At 62.6% G+C, this 16,927-nt stretch carries 14 protein-coding genes and 1 riboswitch; of the genes, 9 read left to right on the top strand and 5 right to left on the bottom strand.

What is annotated here, in order from left to right:
• Window positions 1–4: 4 nt before the first annotated feature.
• Window positions 5–598, bottom strand: coding sequence for an ACP phosphodiesterase (locus tag ABNU97_RS03205; protein WP_348765310.1), 594 nt, complete (start codon window positions 596–598; stop codon window positions 5–7).
• 131 nt (window positions 599–729) lie between these two features.
• On the opposite strand from ABNU97_RS03205, the gene ABNU97_RS03200 reads away from it, so the two are divergent.
• Window positions 730–1,857 carry an aminotransferase class V-fold PLP-dependent enzyme gene (locus ABNU97_RS03200; protein ID WP_348765309.1) on the top strand — a complete coding sequence of 376 codons (1,128 nt, stop codon included), beginning with the start codon at window positions 730–732 and terminating at the stop codon, window positions 1,855–1,857.
• 91 nt (window positions 1,858–1,948) lie between these two features.
• Here the strand turns inward: ABNU97_RS03200 and ABNU97_RS03195 are convergent, their stop codons facing one another.
• Window positions 1,949–2,575, bottom strand: coding sequence for a carbonic anhydrase (locus ABNU97_RS03195; RefSeq protein WP_348765308.1), 627 nt, complete (start codon window positions 2,573–2,575; stop codon window positions 1,949–1,951).
• Between the two features lie 508 nt (window positions 2,576–3,083).
• Here ABNU97_RS03195 and ABNU97_RS03190 point away from each other — a divergent pair.
• The 7 genes from ABNU97_RS03190 (at window position 3,084) to eat (ending at window position 12,478) form a co-directional block, all read left to right on the top strand.
• Window positions 3,084–4,115, top strand: coding sequence for a GGDEF domain-containing protein (locus ABNU97_RS03190; RefSeq protein WP_348765307.1), 1,032 nt, complete (start codon window positions 3,084–3,086; stop codon window positions 4,113–4,115).
• Between the two features lie 473 nt (window positions 4,116–4,588).
• Window positions 4,589–4,680: riboswitch (glycine riboswitch) on the top strand.
• A 159-nt stretch (window positions 4,681–4,839) separates the two neighbouring features.
• Window positions 4,840–6,102 (top strand): D-amino acid dehydrogenase, encoded by a 1,263-nt coding sequence (locus ABNU97_RS03185; RefSeq protein WP_348765306.1) that lies wholly within the window; start codon window positions 4,840–4,842, stop codon window positions 6,100–6,102.
• A gap of 72 nt (window positions 6,103–6,174) precedes the next feature.
• A complete protein-coding gene (locus ABNU97_RS03180; RefSeq protein ID WP_348765305.1) occupies window positions 6,175–7,989 on the top strand; it encodes a DEAD/DEAH box helicase in 1,815 nt (604 codons plus the stop codon).
• Between the two features lie 75 nt (window positions 7,990–8,064).
• On the top strand, window positions 8,065–8,352 hold the full coding sequence (locus tag ABNU97_RS03175) for a hypothetical protein (protein ID WP_348765304.1): 288 nt from the start codon (window positions 8,065–8,067) through the stop codon (window positions 8,350–8,352).
• A gap of 416 nt (window positions 8,353–8,768) precedes the next feature.
• On the top strand, window positions 8,769–10,175 hold the full coding sequence (locus tag ABNU97_RS03170; RefSeq protein WP_348765303.1) for an ethanolamine ammonia-lyase subunit EutB: 1,407 nt from the start codon (window positions 8,769–8,771) through the stop codon (window positions 10,173–10,175).
• Entirely contained in the window at window positions 10,172–11,035 is an 864-nt protein-coding gene (eutC, locus tag ABNU97_RS03165; RefSeq protein WP_348765302.1) for an ethanolamine ammonia-lyase subunit EutC, read from the top strand. The genes ABNU97_RS03170 and eutC overlap by 4 nt, the downstream gene beginning before the upstream one ends.
• Before the next feature lie 24 nt (window positions 11,036–11,059).
• Window positions 11,060–12,478: an ethanolamine permease gene (gene eat, locus ABNU97_RS03160; protein WP_348765301.1), complete on the top strand. Its 1,419-nt coding sequence runs from the start codon at window positions 11,060–11,062 to the stop codon at window positions 12,476–12,478.
• Window positions 12,479–12,504: 26 nt separating this feature from the next.
• Here eat and ABNU97_RS03155 read toward each other — a convergent pair whose 3' ends face one another.
• Both ABNU97_RS03155 and ABNU97_RS03150 read right to left on the bottom strand, forming a co-directional pair.
• Window positions 12,505–12,960, bottom strand: a complete 456-nt coding sequence (locus ABNU97_RS03155) for a YaiI/YqxD family protein (protein ID WP_348765344.1) — start codon at window positions 12,958–12,960, stop codon at window positions 12,505–12,507.
• Window positions 12,961–13,228: 268 nt separating this feature from the next.
• Window positions 13,229–13,435 (bottom strand): cold shock domain-containing protein, encoded by a 207-nt coding sequence (locus ABNU97_RS03150; RefSeq protein ID WP_348765300.1) that lies wholly within the window; start codon window positions 13,433–13,435, stop codon window positions 13,229–13,231.
• Window positions 13,436–13,837: 402 nt separating this feature from the next.
• Between ABNU97_RS03150 and ABNU97_RS03145 the strand changes: the two genes are divergently transcribed.
• Complete coding sequence (locus ABNU97_RS03145) at window positions 13,838–14,620, top strand: PilZ domain-containing protein (RefSeq protein ID WP_348765299.1); 783 nt, start codon at window positions 13,838–13,840, stop codon at window positions 14,618–14,620.
• 190 nt (window positions 14,621–14,810) lie between these two features.
• On the opposite strand, the gene acnA is transcribed toward ABNU97_RS03145, so the two are convergent.
• Window positions 14,811–16,927 (bottom strand): aconitate hydratase AcnA (gene acnA / locus ABNU97_RS03140; RefSeq protein ID WP_348765298.1); only part of this gene is annotated, 2,117 nt, incomplete at its 5' end.

Here is a 16,927-nt window from a genome sequence, read left to right as displayed (position 1 = left end):
CGGATCATTGCCCCGGAGGGTGGGCCGCCCGGTCGAAACGCCCGACCACGGCAGCCAGGTCCTCGATGAGCTGGGTGAGCTCGTCGGCAAAGGCCTGTTGTTCTGCCTGAATGGCCGGCAGTGCGTCCGCCACCGGGTTGTCGCGCCGGAGGCGGCCCGATACCGAGTCGAGCGCGCGCTGTATGCCCTTCGGATGACGATAGCCCGCCAGAACGCTCCCTAGCCCGCGCAGGCGCATCCGGCTGAAGGGCGCGTTGGAGGGCCACTCAGCCATGACGCGCTGCTGTGCCCGGCGGGCAAAGCTCTCGAGCGAGTCGGGATGGAAATCGCCCCAGTGCCGCGCCAGGGCGTAGTCGAGGCCGATATCAACGAGAATACCTGCATAACGCCGCTGCGGTGGGTGGAAGCGATTACGCAGGCGTCGGTGCCCGTCGTGGGCGTCGCTGTGGCCGTCGATCGCGCGGTGCAGGCGAATGCCATGGCGTACGCGGGGCAGGAAACGATCGTCCAGGCGACCCTTGATCTCGTCGCCGAGAATCTGGCCGGCGAACGACGTATCGCTGCGTTCTGCAAGCAGTAGGTGGGCCAGCAGGTTCATGACCAATATCCGTTTCGCATGGACCACAGCATAAGCCCCCTAAGCGTTCCGGTTTCAAGCGCCTGCTTGTCGGGGGTGGTTTTATGCCAAAGTAGCGGGCTCAAGGCCGAAACAACAACAGGATGTGCGCCATGACGCAGGCAGAAACAGCCGTGGATCCCGATGGTTTGTTGGAATATTCGGTGGTCTATACCGACCGCGCGCTCAATCATATGTCGGCGCGCTTCAAGCATGTGCTGACCGAGGTTTCGGGCGTGCTCAAGCAGGTCTACAACGCCCACTCGGCGGTGGTCGTGCCGGGTAGCGGCACCTTTGGCATGGAAGCCGTGGCCCGCCAGTTCGCCGGCGATGCGCATTGCCTGGTCATCCGCAACGGCTGGTTCAGCTATCGCTGGACACAGATCATGGACATGGGCGACATCCCGGCTTCGACCACCGTGCTGTGTGCACGGCGACAGCACGAAGGGGCCCAGGCACCGTTTGTGCCGGCACCTATCGCCGAGGTGGTAGAACGCATCGAGACAGAGCGTCCGGCGGTGGTGTTCGCACCCCATGTGGAGACGTCGGCCGGCATGCTGCTGCCCGACGACTATCTAAGCGCGGTGGCCGCGGCGGTACATGCCGTCGACGGTCTGTTCGTGCTCGACTGTATTGCATCGGGCACGCACTGGGTGGATATGCAGGCCTGCGGTATCGATGTGCTCATCAGCGCGCCGCAAAAAGGCTGGAGTGCCTCGCCGTGCTGCGCGATGGTGATGCTCAGCGAACGCGCGCGCCAGCGTATCGAGGCCACCACGAGCAGCAGCTATGCCTGCGACCTGCGCAAGTGGCTGCAGATCATGGAAACCTACGAAGACGGGGGCCATGCCTATCATGCCACCATGCCCACCGACGGTTTGACCCGGCTGCTGGCGATGATGGGCGAAACCCGTACGCTGGGTTTCGAGCACGCCCGTGAACGCCAGCTCGAGCTGGGCGGCAAGATACGCGAAGCACTCGAAGCCCGTGGTTTCGCCAGTGTGGCCGCACCCGGCTTCCAGGCTTCGGGTGTGGTGGTCAGCTATACGCAAGACGCAGATATCCAATCCGGCAAGCGCTTCGTCGAAGCCGGCGTACAAATCGCTGCGGGCGTGCCGCTGATGTGCGGCGAGGGCGACGATTTCCGGTCGTTTCGTGTCGGCCTGTTCGGTCTGGACAAGCTCTACGACGTAAACGCCTGTGCCGGGCGTTTCGTGGCCGCGCTCGATCAGCTGGGCTGACGCGCCACCGCGGCGAAAGCCGCAAATGGGCATGAACGCGTGATCGAGGCCCCGGGCGTTTTACTATCGCCCGGGGCCGGGCGATACCGGGCTATCCGTCGACCACGTCGTCGAGGAACGTCACCTTGCCGGTTTCGATCGCGTATTCGGCGCCGACGATCTTGAGCTGACCTTGTGTTAGCAGCTGCTCCAGGATGTCCGAACCGTGCCGCAGGCGTTTGACCGAGCGGGCAACGTTGGCGCGTACGGCCGCGTGGATGAGCGCATGGCGATCTCCGGCGAGATCCCCCTTGAGCAGTTTTTCCACGGACGGGCGCACGCGATCCACGATCGAACGCAGGTTGCGCGACTGGTTTTCGTTCGGCTGCTGGAGTTCGTCGAGCGTGGCCGTGACCGCACCGCATTGCGTGTGCCCGAGCACAACGACCAGCGGGGTGCCGAACTGCGCGGCCGCGAATTCGATGCTACCAATCTGGGACGGCGCAACGACGTTACCCGCCACGCGAATCACGAACAGATCGCCCAGGCCCTGGTTGAACACGATTTCCGCAGGCACGCGTGCATCGGAACACCCCAGGATTATCGCGAGCGGTTTTTGTTCGGCAACCAGTTCAGCCGGGCGGGCATGCTTGCTCAAGGTTTCGGCAGTCTCGATGTTATCGACGAACTGGCGGTTACCGAGCTTCAAACGTTCCAGTGCTTCATCAGCGGTAATCATGGGTTCGCGTCGTCCTTTGTAGTCGATGGCGCGGGCTAGAGCTGCCAAAGTTACACGATGCGTAAGAGCGTGGCACGAATGTTATCAGTGCGCGAAGGCAACAACACCGACACAGCGCAGGATGCGCGATGCGCATACCTTCAATCGCCAGGGGTCACGGGCGCTACAACAGGCAGGTGTCGGAAAACGCGGGGTTTTCGCCGGGTCGCGCCGCGCGCCCTTTGATACTGCGGTGCGCATTGCGGATATGCTCCGGCTTGGGGGAGGCTCGGCGCCCGGCCTGGGTCATCGACATAGCCTGGTTTTCGATTTATAACGAGAACGCTGAAGCGGTCCGGATGCGTCGTAAAAAAATCAGTGCGAGGGATAAGGTGCGGCGTCTTGCGTAAAGCCTGGCAGGCGCGGCGCGGGCGATCCCTCCACGACAAGACATGAGAGACGGGGTCTAAATGGGGGTGGTTTTCGCGGTTGCGGCGTGCGGGTACATTCGGCTGCCGCAGCACCGCCAATGAAAAACCTTTTTCTCAAACGCGATCGGCCCGCAGAGGTACGCCCCTACCAGCGCACCGTATTCACCGCGCTGCTGTGGTTTACCTGCTCGGCCGTGCTCGGCTATGCCGGCCTTCATTTCTACCTCGGCTACCGCTGGCTTGCGGTGGCCGAACTGTGCCTGGTCGCGTACGCCGCGCTCCTGCTTTATGTGGTGCATGAAACAGAGCGGGCACCCGTCACCAACGTTCTGTTCGTGGTCCCGTTCTTTATCGTCATGATGCTGTCGTTATGGACAGGGGCAACCGGCGTTACCGTGTTCATATGGGTCTTTCTCGTGCCTTTGCTGTCGCATCTTCTGTTGGGACGATGGCAGGGGTTGTGGGTAGCACTACTGTTCATAGGCTGTGCGGGCGCGATCTTTGTGTACAAGCACGGTATCTGGGGCGGCTGGATCGGGTATCTGAGTGTCGTCAACGTGGTGCTTTGCACGGGCTCCATTCTCGGCTTTTCGTATATCTACGAAGCCAGCCGGGAAAAGACCGAGCACGAACTGCGTGCGCTCGCGCTTGCCGACCCGCTGACGGGGCTCGCCAACCGGTCGCGTTTTCGCGAAGTCTTCGCGCGCGAACGCCAGCGCTATCTGCGCCAGAAAATTCCGCTCGCGATGCTGGTCGTCGATCTCGATCATTTCAAACGCGTGAACGACGACTATGGTCACGATGCCGGCGACATGGCGCTGTGCTTCGTTGCTGAACTGCTGGCCTCGCGCATTCGCCAGACCGACGTCGCCGGCCGGCTGGGCGGCGAGGAGTTCGGGATTCTCTTGTCCGATGTGGATCTGGAACATGCGCGCCGGATCGCCGTCGACCTGCGCGATCTCGTTCGCGACCGGCCGTTCCGCTACCGCGGTAAGGATATTCCGATGTCGGTAAGCATCGGTATCGCCGAACTGGGGCGCGACGGCATGGATTTCAGAACGCTTTTCTCCAAAGCCGATCGTCGTCTGTACCAGGCCAAGGCCGAAGGGCGTAATCGCGTTGTCGGTTGATGTCGATACTTCGCACGGCCCCCATGACGCTTCGGCCTGTTCGTAACCGTCCGGCTGATAACAGGCATACGTGAAACCAGGCACGCCGCGTCCAACGCCTGCGAAGTCATGGAAAATGAAAGACGGGCAGCTGCCTAAGAAGATACGTGCCGACGGCTACGACGCCCTGACCCTTTAACGACGAGATGAGGCCTGCCGGGGTTTTCCAGTCGATGCCCGGCGCTGGTCGTGCCTGGCCCGGCGCCGTCACGGACACCAGACAGGCCAGGGTCGTGCGTACGGATGGATATATCCTGTATGGCGCATCGTCACTCGGTACAGAGCGCGGCGCGATGCCTTGCGCGGTGGCGTTCGGGGAGTGTTGGCATGGGGATTGCTCGTGGTATCTTGCCAAGTAAGCACGCCCGATCTTGAACATCGTCGCGGGCGACGTCATGTCCAGGCCAAAAGCCAACCGACAGGTCTAGAACATCAACGCGATAGCGGGAGAGATCGGCGCACGGCGCCGGCGCCGAAGGAGCAACCGCCCCGGAAACTCTCAGGCACCAAGGACCGTTATCGCGGCCATATCCGAAGAGTCGCGCGGCCGCTGGGCCGGCGTGCACCGAAGGAGCAAGCACACGGTGACAATGCCGTGGGTGAATCTCTCAGGTCCAAGTGACGGAAGGGGCGGCACCTGCACGAGTGCAGGGCATCCACGCACGACACCACCGGATAAAGGCATATGAACCATATAGCAATCATCGGCGGCGGAATCACCGGGGTCACCACGGCCTACGCTCTGGTCCGCCGCGGCTATACCGTGACCCTTTTCGACCGCAATCGCTATGCGGCGATGGAAACCTCGTTCGCCAACGGCGGCCAGCTGTCGGCCTCGAACGCCGAGGTCTGGAATCACTGGCCAATGGTCTTCAAGGGCATGAAATGGATGTTTCGCAGCGACGCACCCTTGTTGGTCAACCCGAAACCTTCCTGGCACAAGCTCTCATGGTTTCTGGAATTCATTGGCGCCATTCCACAGTACGGGCGCAATACCACCGAAACCGCACGAATGGCGATCGAGGCGCGTGAGTTTCTATTCTCCTGGGCGGAGCGTGAAAACATCGATTTCGACGTCAAGCGAAAAGGCATCCTGCATATCTATCGTAATCGGGCCGGCTATCGGCACGCCGAGAAAGTCTCGAAGCTGCTGGCGGCAGGCGGGCTCGAGCGGCAGCCGGTCACACCCGACGAGATGCGTGCAATCGAGCCCGCGCTGGCCGGCGAGTATTACGGCGGCTTCTTCACGGAAAGCGATTCCAGCGGCGATATTCACAAGTTCACCCAGGGGCTGGCCCGGGCCGCGCAGGCGCAGGGCGTGCAGTTTCGTTACAACAACACCGTAGAAAGCCTCAAGACCGACGGTCGCAGGGTGACGATAGCGGCCTGTGACAACGACACGCCCGAAGACCGGGTGACGCTCGATTTCGACGGGGTGGTGGTCTGTGCCGGCACCGGCAGCCGCGAGATCGCCTCGCAGCTGGGCGACCGGGTCAACGTTTATCCGGTGAAGGGTTATTCGATTACCGTGAATCTGGAAGACGAGGCATCGAAACAGGGCGCGCCCGAGGTGAGCCTGCTCGATGACGAAACCAAGCTCGTTTGTGCGCGTCTGGGCGACGACCGCTTTCGTGTGGCCGGCACCGCCGAGTTCAACGGATTCAACCGCGATATTCGCGCCGACCGTATTGCGCCACTGGTCGAGTGGGTGAAACAGTGCTTTCCCGACGTCAAGACCCGTCAGGTGGTGCCCTGGGCCGGGCTACGCCCGATGATGCCGAACATGATGCCGCGGGTCGGGGCCGGGCGCGCACCGAACGTGTTCTACAACACCGGGCACGGCCACCTGGGCTGGACGCTGTCAGCGCTCACCGCCGATTCGATTGCGGCGATCGTCGATGACGCGGCAACCGAAAAACAGGGACCGACGACGGTGAATAACGGGTAGAATAGTTGCCCGCGCCGTTCTGGCGCAGTGTTTCTTCGGGCGCGCGTCCGCGCCCGTGCCTTCAGGCTATGCATGTCCGTCCCTACCGAAAATGAATCCCCGCAGATCGCCTTCAGCGATCTGGCTTTATCCGATGCCGTGATGGCAGCGCTGGCCGATGTCGGCTACGAAACGCCGTCGCCGATCCAGGCCGCGACCATTCCGCCCTTGCTCGAAGGCAAGGACGTGCTGGGCCAGGCCCAGACGGGTACCGGCAAGACCGCGGCCTTTGCGCTGCCCATTCTTTCCGGCCTGCCGGAACGTGGCAAAGGTGGCAAGGGACCACAGGCGCTGGTGCTTACACCCACGCGCGAACTCACGATCCAGGTCGCGGAAGCGTTTCAGCGTTATGCCGCGCATATGCCGGGCTTTCACGTGTTGCCTATCTACGGCGGACAGGGCTATGGCCCGCAGCTTGCAGCGCTCAAGCGCGGCGTGAACGTGGTCGTGGGCACGCCGGGCCGGGTGATGGATCATCTCAAGCGCGGCACGCTCAAGCTCGACGGGCTCGACTGGATGGTGCTCGACGAAGCCGACGAGATGCTGCGCATGGGCTTCATCGAAGACGTGGAATGGATCTTCGAGCACACGCCGGCGCAACGTCAGGTCGCACTGTTTTCGGCCACCATGCCGAGCGCGATCCGCCGTATCGCCAAGACCCACCTGCGCGAGCCGCAGGAAATCACCATCCAGACGAAGACCACCACGGCGGTCAATATCCGCCAGCGCTACTGGATCGTCGGCGGCGGCACGAGCAAGCTCGATGCGCTCACGCGGTTGCTCGAAGCCGAGCCTTTCGATGCGATGATCGTGTTCGCACGCACCAAGAAATCGACCGACGAACTCGCCGAGCGCCTGTCGGCGCGTGGCTATGCCTGTGCCGCGCTCAACGGCGATATTGCCCAGAATCAGCGCGAGCGTACGGTAGCCAAGCTCAAGAACGGGCAGCTCGACATCATTGTTGCCACCGACGTGGCCGCGCGCGGGCTCGACGTGGAACGCATCAGCCACGTGATCAATTTCGATATCCCCCACGATACCGAGGCCTATGTGCATCGTATCGGACGCACCGGGCGGGCCGGTCGCGAGGGCGATGCGATCCTGTTCGTGACCATGCGCGAAAAGCATCTGTTCAAGGCGATCGAACGTGCCACCCGTCAGGCCATCGAGCCGATGGATCTGCCGAGCATCGCCGAGGTCAACGAGCAGCGCGTAGCCCGTTTCAAGCAGCGCATTTCGGTCACGCTGGCCGAAGGCAAGCTCAAGCCGTTTCGCGAACTGCTCGAAGAGTATCGCGCCGAACACAACGTCGAGCCCGAAGAACTGGCCGCAGCGCTTGCCTACTTGGCCCAGGGCGACGAGCCGCTGATGCTGGCGCCGAGCAGCAAGGCCGATCGCGGTGCAGGCCCGCGCGACATGGGCGCACAAACGCCCAAGAGCTCGAACAAGGGTGCCGCCCGCCAGCAGTCCTTCGGCGAGGGTGATCTGGAAACGTTCCGTATCGAGGTCGGCCGTAGCCATGGCGTAGAGCCGCGCAATATCGTGGGCGCGATCGCCAACGAGGCGGGCGTCGACAGCGCGCATATCGGCCGGATCGATATCCGCGACGATTTCAGTCTCGTCGATTTGCCCAAGGGCATGCCCGAAGATATCTTCGCCCATCTCAAGACTGTTTGGGTGGCCGGTCGTCAGCTAGCGATCAGTCGTGAGCACGGCGCGCCGCCGCCACCGCCCGCCGGGCGACGTAAACCAAAGCCCAAACCCGGGCCGAAGAAGCCGGGCAAGGCCAAAGCAAAGGCAGGCAAGGCCAAACCCGGCAAGCGTCGGGCCAAGCCGAAAAGCGACTGAGGCGCCCGCCCGCTTGAAACGTTCGACATAGGCCGCAGGGTGGTTCGCAGTTGCGGCCACCCGAGGGCACACACCATGAACTCGACGACCCCCACCCATATCGATATCGGCGGCATCGCGCTGCCCCGAGAGGAGCTGGCACAGGTTCTGCCCGATATCGAACGCTTCGAACAGCATTTGCCCGATGCGCTCGCGGTCGACCGTGATATGAAAGCCAGTGGTGGTGCCGTACCGGATTACGTGCGCCAGTGGCCGCAGGCACGTATCGATGCCGTGGTCCGTACGCTCAAGGAAGTCGGCAGCCTGCGCGAGCAGGCCAGCGAGCAGATGCAAAGCGCCGGCGCCGGTCGTAGCCGCCACTGACGACAGACGGTCGCCGTCCCGCAGTCATCGCGCGATTACGGTGCGGTGATTAAAGGCGATGTTCGCTTGAGGGAGCTCTGCATAACCTCTCGCGTATCGCGTTCGAGGCCGAACCGCTGAGCGGCCGGTGCTTTGCGCGCGATTGGACAGGCAAGTTAGCGCGTGGCGTGCTCAAGCCAATAGCCAAGTTGCACGGTCGCGAACGCTGACGCCGATCAATCGCGCGCACAGCGCACGGCGCGACCGTGACGGGTCGTGCAGAGTTTCCCTCGCACCTGGAACGCATCTTGCTGTGCATGGGCCATGGCCTGTGTCATATTCAGATTGAGCGCCCGCGCCCCGTACGGGCTGATACCTGCTGTGCGCAGTCGGCAACCGCATGACGTCGCTTACGCGACGACGGAGGTGCAAGCGAGATGAGTGGCCGCTATCGCTATACTCTGGGCGAACGAAGCTATCGCTTCGAGAGCCTGGCCGAGCTCATGGCCAAGGCCACGCCGGCGCGATCGGGGGATCGTCTGGCGGGCGTCATCGCCGAATCGGCCGAACAACGCGTCGTCGCCCAGATGGCGTTGGCCGACCTGCCCTTGGCGACCTTCCTCGAAGACCTGTTGGTACCCTACGAGGAAGATGAAATCACCCGCCTGATTGTCGATCGCCACGATCGCCAGGCGTTCGAAACGATTTCGAGCTTCACCGTCGGCGATTTTCGTAACTGGCTGCTCAGCGACGATGCCACGCCCGAAGTGCTCGAAGCCTTACGGCCCGGTATCACCCCGGAGATGGCGGCGGCCGTGTGCAAGATCATGCGCAATCAGGACTTGATCCTGGTGGCGCGCAAGTGCCGGGTGCGCAGTGCGTTTCGCAATACCATCGGCCTGGCGGGCCATTTGTCGACGCGTCTGCAGCCGAATCACCCCACCGACGATCTGACCGGCATCGCGGCGAGTATTTTCGATGGGCTGCTCTATGGCAACGGCGATGCCGTGATCGGTATCAACCCGGCCACGGATAACGTCGCCCAGTCGGTCAAGCTGTTGCATATGCTCGACGCGGTGATCCGCAAATACGAAATCCCCACCCAGTCCTGCGTGCTCACCCATGTCACGAACACGCTGGAAGCGATCGAGCAGGGCGCACCGGTGGATCTGGTGTTCCAGTCGATCGGCGGCACCGAAGCGACCAATCGCGGATTCGGGTTCGGCCTGGCCGAACTCGCCGAAGCCCGCGACGCGGCGTTGTCGCTCAAGCGCGGCAGCGTGGGCGATAACGTCATGTATTTCGAAACCGGGCAGGGCAGTTCGCTGTCGGCGGATGCCCACCACGGCCTGGACCAGCAGACCTGCGAGGCGCGCGCCTATGCGGTGGCGCGCGAGTTCAAGCCGTTGCTGGTTAACACCGTGGTCGGCTTCATCGGCCCGGAATATCTGTTCGACGGCAAGGAAATCACCCGCGCGGGCCTGGAAGATCATTTCTGCGGCAAGCTGCTGGGTGTGCCGATGGGCTGCGACGTGTGCTACACCAACCATGCCGAAGCCGACCAGAACGATATGGACAACCTGCTTACGCTGCTGGGCGTGGCCGGCTGTAATTTCGTGATGGGTATTCCGGGCTCCGACGACATCATGCTCAATTACCAGACCACCTCGTTTCACGATGCGCTCTATGTACGCCGTGCGCTCGGGCTCAAGCCCGCGCCCGAGTTCGAGGCCTGGCTCGAACATATGGAGATCGTGCGCGACGGCGATTCGCAGCGCCTGTCCGAGCGCTTGCCGCAGGCATTCGCGCGCTCGCTGGAGCGGCTGCCCGAGACCGGCTCATGAGCGATCGCAAGCCGTCGACACCGGCCGACACGCCAGCCGCGGCTGGCGACGACATTGGCGTGGTAGACAACCCCTGGCAGGGGCTACGTGCATTCACCGATGCGCGTATCGGCCTCGGGCGTGCCGGCATCAGCCTGCCGACCCAGCGCATGCTCGAATTCCAGCTCGCCCATGCGCAGGCGAAGGACGCTGTTCATTGGCCGCTGGATGTAGCCGCGCTTAGCGAGCAGGTCACCGATACGCTCGATATCGACGCGCCGCTTCGGCTACACAGCCGGGCCAGCGATCGCACCGAGTATCTGCAACGTCCGGATCTGGGCCGGCGGCTGGACGAGGACTCGCGAAGAAGCCTCGACGAGACGGCCGATGCCGATGGGTCACCCTTCGACCTCGCGTTGGTGATCGTCGATGGCCTGTCGGCGCGTGCGATCGAGGCCCATGCCGTGAATTTCGTCGCCGCGCTCACCCGTGAACTCGAGGCCGATGAAAACGACTGGCGGTGTGCGCCGCTGACCGTGGTCGAGCAGGGCCGGGTCGCCATCGGCGACGAAGTGGGCGAAGCGCTCAACGCCCGCGCGGTGCTGGTATTGATCGGCGAGCGTCCCGGCCTGAGTTCGCCGGACAGTCTGGGCTTGTATCTGACCTGGGCGCCCAAGCGCGGTATCTCCGATGCCCAGCGCAACTGTATTTCCAACGTGCGTCCCGAGGGGCTGAAGATCGACGCCGCTGCGGCGCGCGCGCGTTATCTGCTGAATGAGGCCCGGCGGCTCGAGCTTTCCGGCGTGAAGCTCAAGGATCGCAGCGAAGACGATGTCATCGATCACGACAACGACGATACAGGCAATTTCCTGACTTACTGATTTTTCTCATCCGGGGGTGGCGTGATGGCGGGTTCGACAGTCGACGACGATTATCTGGCCAAGCGCCAGCTCAAACGGGGTACGGCCGGCTGGCTGTTGTTGGCCGGTCTGGGGGTCTCCTACGTCATTTCCGGAGATTTCGCGGGCTGGAACTTCGGCATTGCAGAGGCCGGCTGGGGTGGATTCGCCATCGCCGCGATAGTGATGGCGATCATGTATTTTACGTTGGTGCTCGCCCTCGCCGAGATGTCGGCCGCGATTCCGGCTGCCGGCGGCGGCTATAGCTTCGCGCGCCAGGCCATGGGGCCAGCCGGCGGCTATCTCACCGGTCTGGCGGTACTCATCGAGTACGCGCTGGCGCCAGCCGCGATCGTGATATTCATTGGCGCGGCCGTCGAAGAGCTGATCGGCGTCAACGGGCCGGTTGTCTATGCCGTTTTTTATGCCCTGTTCATCGGCATCCATCTGGCCGGGGTCGGCGAAGCGCTGAAGGTGATGATGGTGATCAGCGGCTTGGCGGTGTTTGCCATCCTGGCGACCGCCGTCGCGTTGATTGGGGATTTCGAAATCGCCAACCTGTTCGATATCGAGCCAACGGGCGCGCTCGGCGCATCCACGTTCCTGCCGTTTGGGTTCTACGGTATCTGGGCCGCGTTGCCGTTCGGAATGTGGCTGTTTCTAGCCGTTGAAGGCGTGCCGCTGGCGGCCGAGGAAGCCAAGAACCCGGCGCGCGACGTGCCCAAGGGCATTATTGGGGCCATGATCTTTCTGCTGGGCACGGCCGTGCTGGTGGTGGTTCTGCTCGCTGGCGCGGCCGGCGCGAAAGCGATCGGCGATAGCGGTGTGCCGCTGGTGACCGCGCTCAAGGATACAGACAGTCAGACGCTGGCCACCGTGGTCAACGTGCTGGGTCTGGCCGGGCTGATTGCGTCGTTCTTTTCGATCATCTACGGCTATAGCCGGCTCGTCTTTGCGCTCTCGCGCGCGGGTTATCTGCCCAAGTTCATGTCGTTGACCAGCCGTCGCAAGGCACCGACCTGGGCGCTCGTGGTGCCGGGCGTGCTTGGCTTCATCGTCTCTTTGAGTGGCGCGGGTGATCTGATCCTCGGCATGGCGGTGGTAGGCGCGACGCTGTCGTACGCCCTCATGGCGCTTAGCCATATACTATTGCGCCTCAAGCAGCCGGATCTCGAGCGTCCTTACCGTACGCCGGGTGGCATGGTGACCTCGGGGATTGCATTGCTGCTGTCGTTGATTGCGCTGAGCGGAGTCTATGCCTTCGATCCGCGGGCTTTCGGCTACACGATCGTACTGTTCGTGCTCGGCGCGGCGTACTTCTTCGTGTTCAGCCGGCACCATCTGGTCGCACAGACCGCCAAAGAGGAGTTCGCGTTACTGGCCCAAGCCGAGTCCGATCTGGACGCGCACGAGCAAGGCGGCTGAGCCATACGCGTCGTTCTAGCGTCGTTCTAGTAGCGTTTGCGCTCGCGCGAGAGCAGGCGATCGAGCTGCTTGGCGAACGCGTGGCGGTCGTTCGGGTTCAGCGGCGGCGGCCCGCCCGTGTTGACCCCGGCGCCGCGAAGGCCTTCCATGAAGTCGCGAACGCTCAAGCGTGCACGAATGTTGTCGCGGGTATAAAGCTCGCCGCGCGGGTTGAGGGCGTTGGCCTTCTTATCGATCACTTCGGCAGCAAGCGGGATGTCGGCGGTGACCACCAGATCCCCCGGCGCAACGTGCTTGACGATTTCGTTATCGGCGACATCGAAACCGGCGCCGACTTGTATGAAGGAGATGTTCGGCGAACGCGGCACGTGTACGGGCTGGTTCGCGACCAGCACCAGCTGAACTCCCGTGCGCCGGCTTGCGCGGAACAGTATGTCCTTGATTACCGTCGGGCAGGCATCGGCATCGACCCAAATGGTCATCGACATAGGCAATCGATCGGTCGTGGGTGGATCAGCTTCGATCGGGGCAGTTCATTGCCGGGAAATTAGTACAGATAGCCCCAAACGACAAATCGGACAGCCTCCACGCAAAACCGGTAATCCGGTATCGACGTGACGACTATCCGATATGACGGTTTCGGCCCCGAAGGGCCGATCCGGCGCTGTGCTGGGTCAGTTTGCCTTCAACTGCGATATGTCGTCGACATATCGAGCAAAGGTAAATCGATCCGCACAGCCTGCCGTATTTTTAGACCGCGACGACCTTGTTGGCGCACGGTCCTTTTTTGCCTTCACCGATTTCGAATTCGACCGCCTGGCCGTCTTCGAGGGTGGCAAAACCGCCGCCGTTCTTGATCTCGGAGTGGTGTACGAAAAGGTCCTTGCTGCCATCTTCAGGGGCGATGAAGCCGTAGCCCTTTTCGGAACTGAACCACTTAACGGTGCCTTTGGCCATAATTTTCTCTTACTTAATCGGAACTGATTGTATGCAGCCTTGCTGCAGGTGCAGTGTAACCGTTCGTGCTCGAAATGATACGTCTAGCCGCAAATATTTTTGTCCGACGCTGCCGCTATCGCGTTGAAATATCGATAGTCGCTAAAATACGGTTAACTTTGAATCGTTATAAGTGCGTCTTTTTGAAAAGATCGTGGCAGATACGCAAATGATGTTGCCGGCGACTGTCGGCGACGGCTGTGCGTCGGCAAATCAACTGTCGCACAGGCGAATCAAAGCGATACCATGGCAGTTTGCGCCGGTCACGGCCGCTAGCCGAGGCGGCGAACCCGGCTCAAGTATGCCGGCTTGTCGCCGATAGTCCGGCCAGGGCACGGCCCCGCAACCCAGGAACAGCGATTCATGACGAACAGGCCCCGCTATGCGGAAATCGACAGTCCCCAGGCGGTGGCGGACGCGTTCATCGAACTCACCTGGAATACCCACGAGGTGACCATTCGCTTCGATGGGGCGATGATCCAGTATCCGGTGAGCGTGATATCCGTGGATCGTAGCCTTGGGCGCTGTGTGGTGGATATGACCAGCACGGCCGATATCGAACAGCTGCTCAAGGCGCGAGAGAGCTTTATTCTGCATGCGCGCCAGCACTCTGCTGCATTGCAGAGCAGCCGCATGCATTGTCTTGGCGTATCGCAAAGCGGCGCCCGCCTGAGTGTTTCTGCCTCGCTTCCGGATAGCGTGGCCCTGCTCAAGCGACGCGGCCAGTTCCGAGCAGCACTGAGCAACAGCATGTCGGTTGCGGTGCTGTTGTCGAATGGAAAGAGCCGGGAATGGCATGCCACGCTGCGCGATCTTTCTGCCGGCGGCTGTCTGGTCAGTCTGCCGGCGGATGCGCGGGAAGGTATCGAGGTCGGCGTCGACGGCTACCGTATCCAGGCCCTGTTTCCCAACGGCGAAACGTTCGAGGTACGAGGGCAGATCAGTCATCGCTACGTGAACGAGGACGAAGGCCTGTGCTACCTGGGCATTGCCTTCGATATCCGCGCGGATAAGACCGCACGCGAGGTCTGGCGCTATGTACGAGAGGTTGAGCGCGAAGTAGCGCGCCTGGGTTCGCTGCGTTCCGAGATGCGCCCGCTCGCACCATCCCCCTTGTTCAACGACGCGCAAAAGAACGTCAAGTAGTCGGCCAGCGGCGCACCGGGTCGGTTTCGATCCGGTCGTTGGCGTGGCCGCTATGTAATCCGGCGCGGAGCGCTTCCAGGCATGACGGCCCGGGTTCGGCTTGCCGCTCGCTCGATCCGGTCGATGAGTAAAAAAAGCCCCGCCGAAGCGGGGCTTTTTTACGACCGCGAAGGTCGGTTTGTGGCCGCGTTTAGGCCGCTTTTGCGAGCTGGCGCAGCACGTAGTGCAGGATGCCGCCGTTCTGGTAGTAATCCCATTCCTTGGGCGTATCGATACGCACCTTGGCGGTGAACTCGCTGGTGTCGCCGCTTTCCTTGGTCGCCTTCACGGTGACTTCGGTCGCGCCCGACTCGAGCCCTTCGATATCGAAGGTTTCGGTACCGTCGAGACCCAGGGATTCGGCGTTTTCGCCTTCCTTGAACTGCAGCGGCAACACGCCCATGCCGACTAGGTTCGAACGATGGATACGTTCGAAGGACTGGGCGATCACGGTCTTGACGCCGAGCAGCAGGGTGCCCTTGGCAGCCCAGTCACGCGACGAGCCGGTGCCGTATTCCTTGCCGGCGAGCACCACCAGCGGCGTCTTGTCCTCGGCGTACTTCATGGCGGCGTCGTAGATGAACATCTCGTCGCCCGAGGGCTGATGACGGGTCCAGCCGCCTTCGGTACCGGGCGCGAGCAGGTTGCGCAGTCGTACGTTGGCGAAGGTGCCGCGCATCATCACTTCATGGTTGCCACGACGCGAGCCGTAGCTGTTGAAGTCCGAGGGCGAGACGCCTTTTTCCTGCAGATACTGGCCCGCGGGCGAATCCTTGGTGATCGCACCGGCCGGCGAGATGTGGTCGGTGGTGATCGAATCGCCCAGCAGCGCCAGACAACGCGCGCCCTGGATGGTCGGGATATCGTCCACGTCGACCGACATGCCTTCGAAGTAGGGCGGGTTCTGCACGTAGGTGCTGGTTTCGTCCCATTCGAAGATTTCGCCCTCGGGCACATCGAGGCCCTTCCAGCGAGAGTCGCCGGCGAACACGTCGCCGTAGCTGTCCTTGAACATCTCGGAGTTCAGCGAGGTGCCGATGGTGTCGTAGATTTCCTTCTGCGACGGCCAGATATCACGCAGGAACACGTCGTTGCCGTCGGCGTCCCGGCCGATCGGGTCGTTGTTCATGTCGATATCGATGGTGCCGGCCAACGCATAGGCCACCACCAGCGGCGGGCTGGCCAGGAAGTTCATGCGCACATCGCCGTGGACACGACCTTCGAAGTTGCGGTTGCCGGAAAGCACGGACGCCACGTTCAGGCTGTTCTCGCGCACGGCGTTGCCGATCGGTTCCGGCAGCGGGCCGGAGTTGCCGATGCAGGTGGTGCAGCCGTAGCCCACGAGCTGGAAGCCGAGGCCGTCGAGATCGTCGTCGAGGCCGGCTTTCTCCAGATACTCGGTCACCACCTTGGAGCCGGGCGCCAGCGAGGTCTTCACCCAGGGCTTGACCTGCAGGCCCTTCTGGATCGCATTACGCGCCAGCAGGCCGGCGCCGATCATCACCGCCGGGTTCGAGGTGTTGGTGCAGGAGGTAATGGCCGCAATGACGACCGAACCGTCGTGCAGATCGAAGTCCTGCTCCTTGTAGTTGACCGGAGCATGGATCGAACCCTCGACCGAATCCGAGGCCAGACCCGCTTCGCTTTGCTGCTTGGCTTCGGCCATGCTCTTGTCTTCGGGATCGGCTTTTTCCGCGCGGGCCTTGATGAAAGGCTCGACTTCGCGGCGGTAGGTCTTCTGCATGTCGGCCAGCAGCACGCGGTCCTGCGGGCGTTTCGGGCCGGCCAGCGACGGCTGCACCGTGGACATGTCGAGTTCGAGCACGTCGGTATAGTCGGCGTCGGGTTCGCCTTCTTCCCGCCACAGGCCCTGGGCCTTGGCATAGGCTTCGACCAGCTCCAGCTGTTCGGCCGGGCGGCCGGTGAGCTCCATGTAGCGAATGGTTTCGCCGTCGACGGGAAAAATGCCGCAGGTTGCGCCGTATTCCGGCGCCATGTTGGCGATCGTCGCACGATCGGCCAGCGGCAGATCGGCCAGGCCGTCGCCGAAGAATTCCACGAACTTGCCGACCACGCCCTTGGCGCGCAGCATTTCGGTGACCGTGAGCACGAGGTCGGTAGCGGTGCAGCCTTCGGCGAGCTTGCCGGTGAGCTTGAAGCCCACGACCTGCGGAATGAGCATGGTGATCGGCTGGCCGAGCATGGCGGCCTCGGCTTCGATGCCGCCCACGCCCCAGCCGAGCACGCCCACGCCGTTGATCATGGTGG

Origin of the sequence: uncultured Salinisphaera sp. (genome assembly GCF_964012375.1) — a bacterium.
Taxonomy (GTDB): Bacteria; Pseudomonadota; Gammaproteobacteria; order Nevskiales; family Salinisphaeraceae; genus Salinisphaera.
Note: the sequence above shows the minus strand (reverse complement) of the source record. Positions and strands in the feature narration are given on the sequence as shown.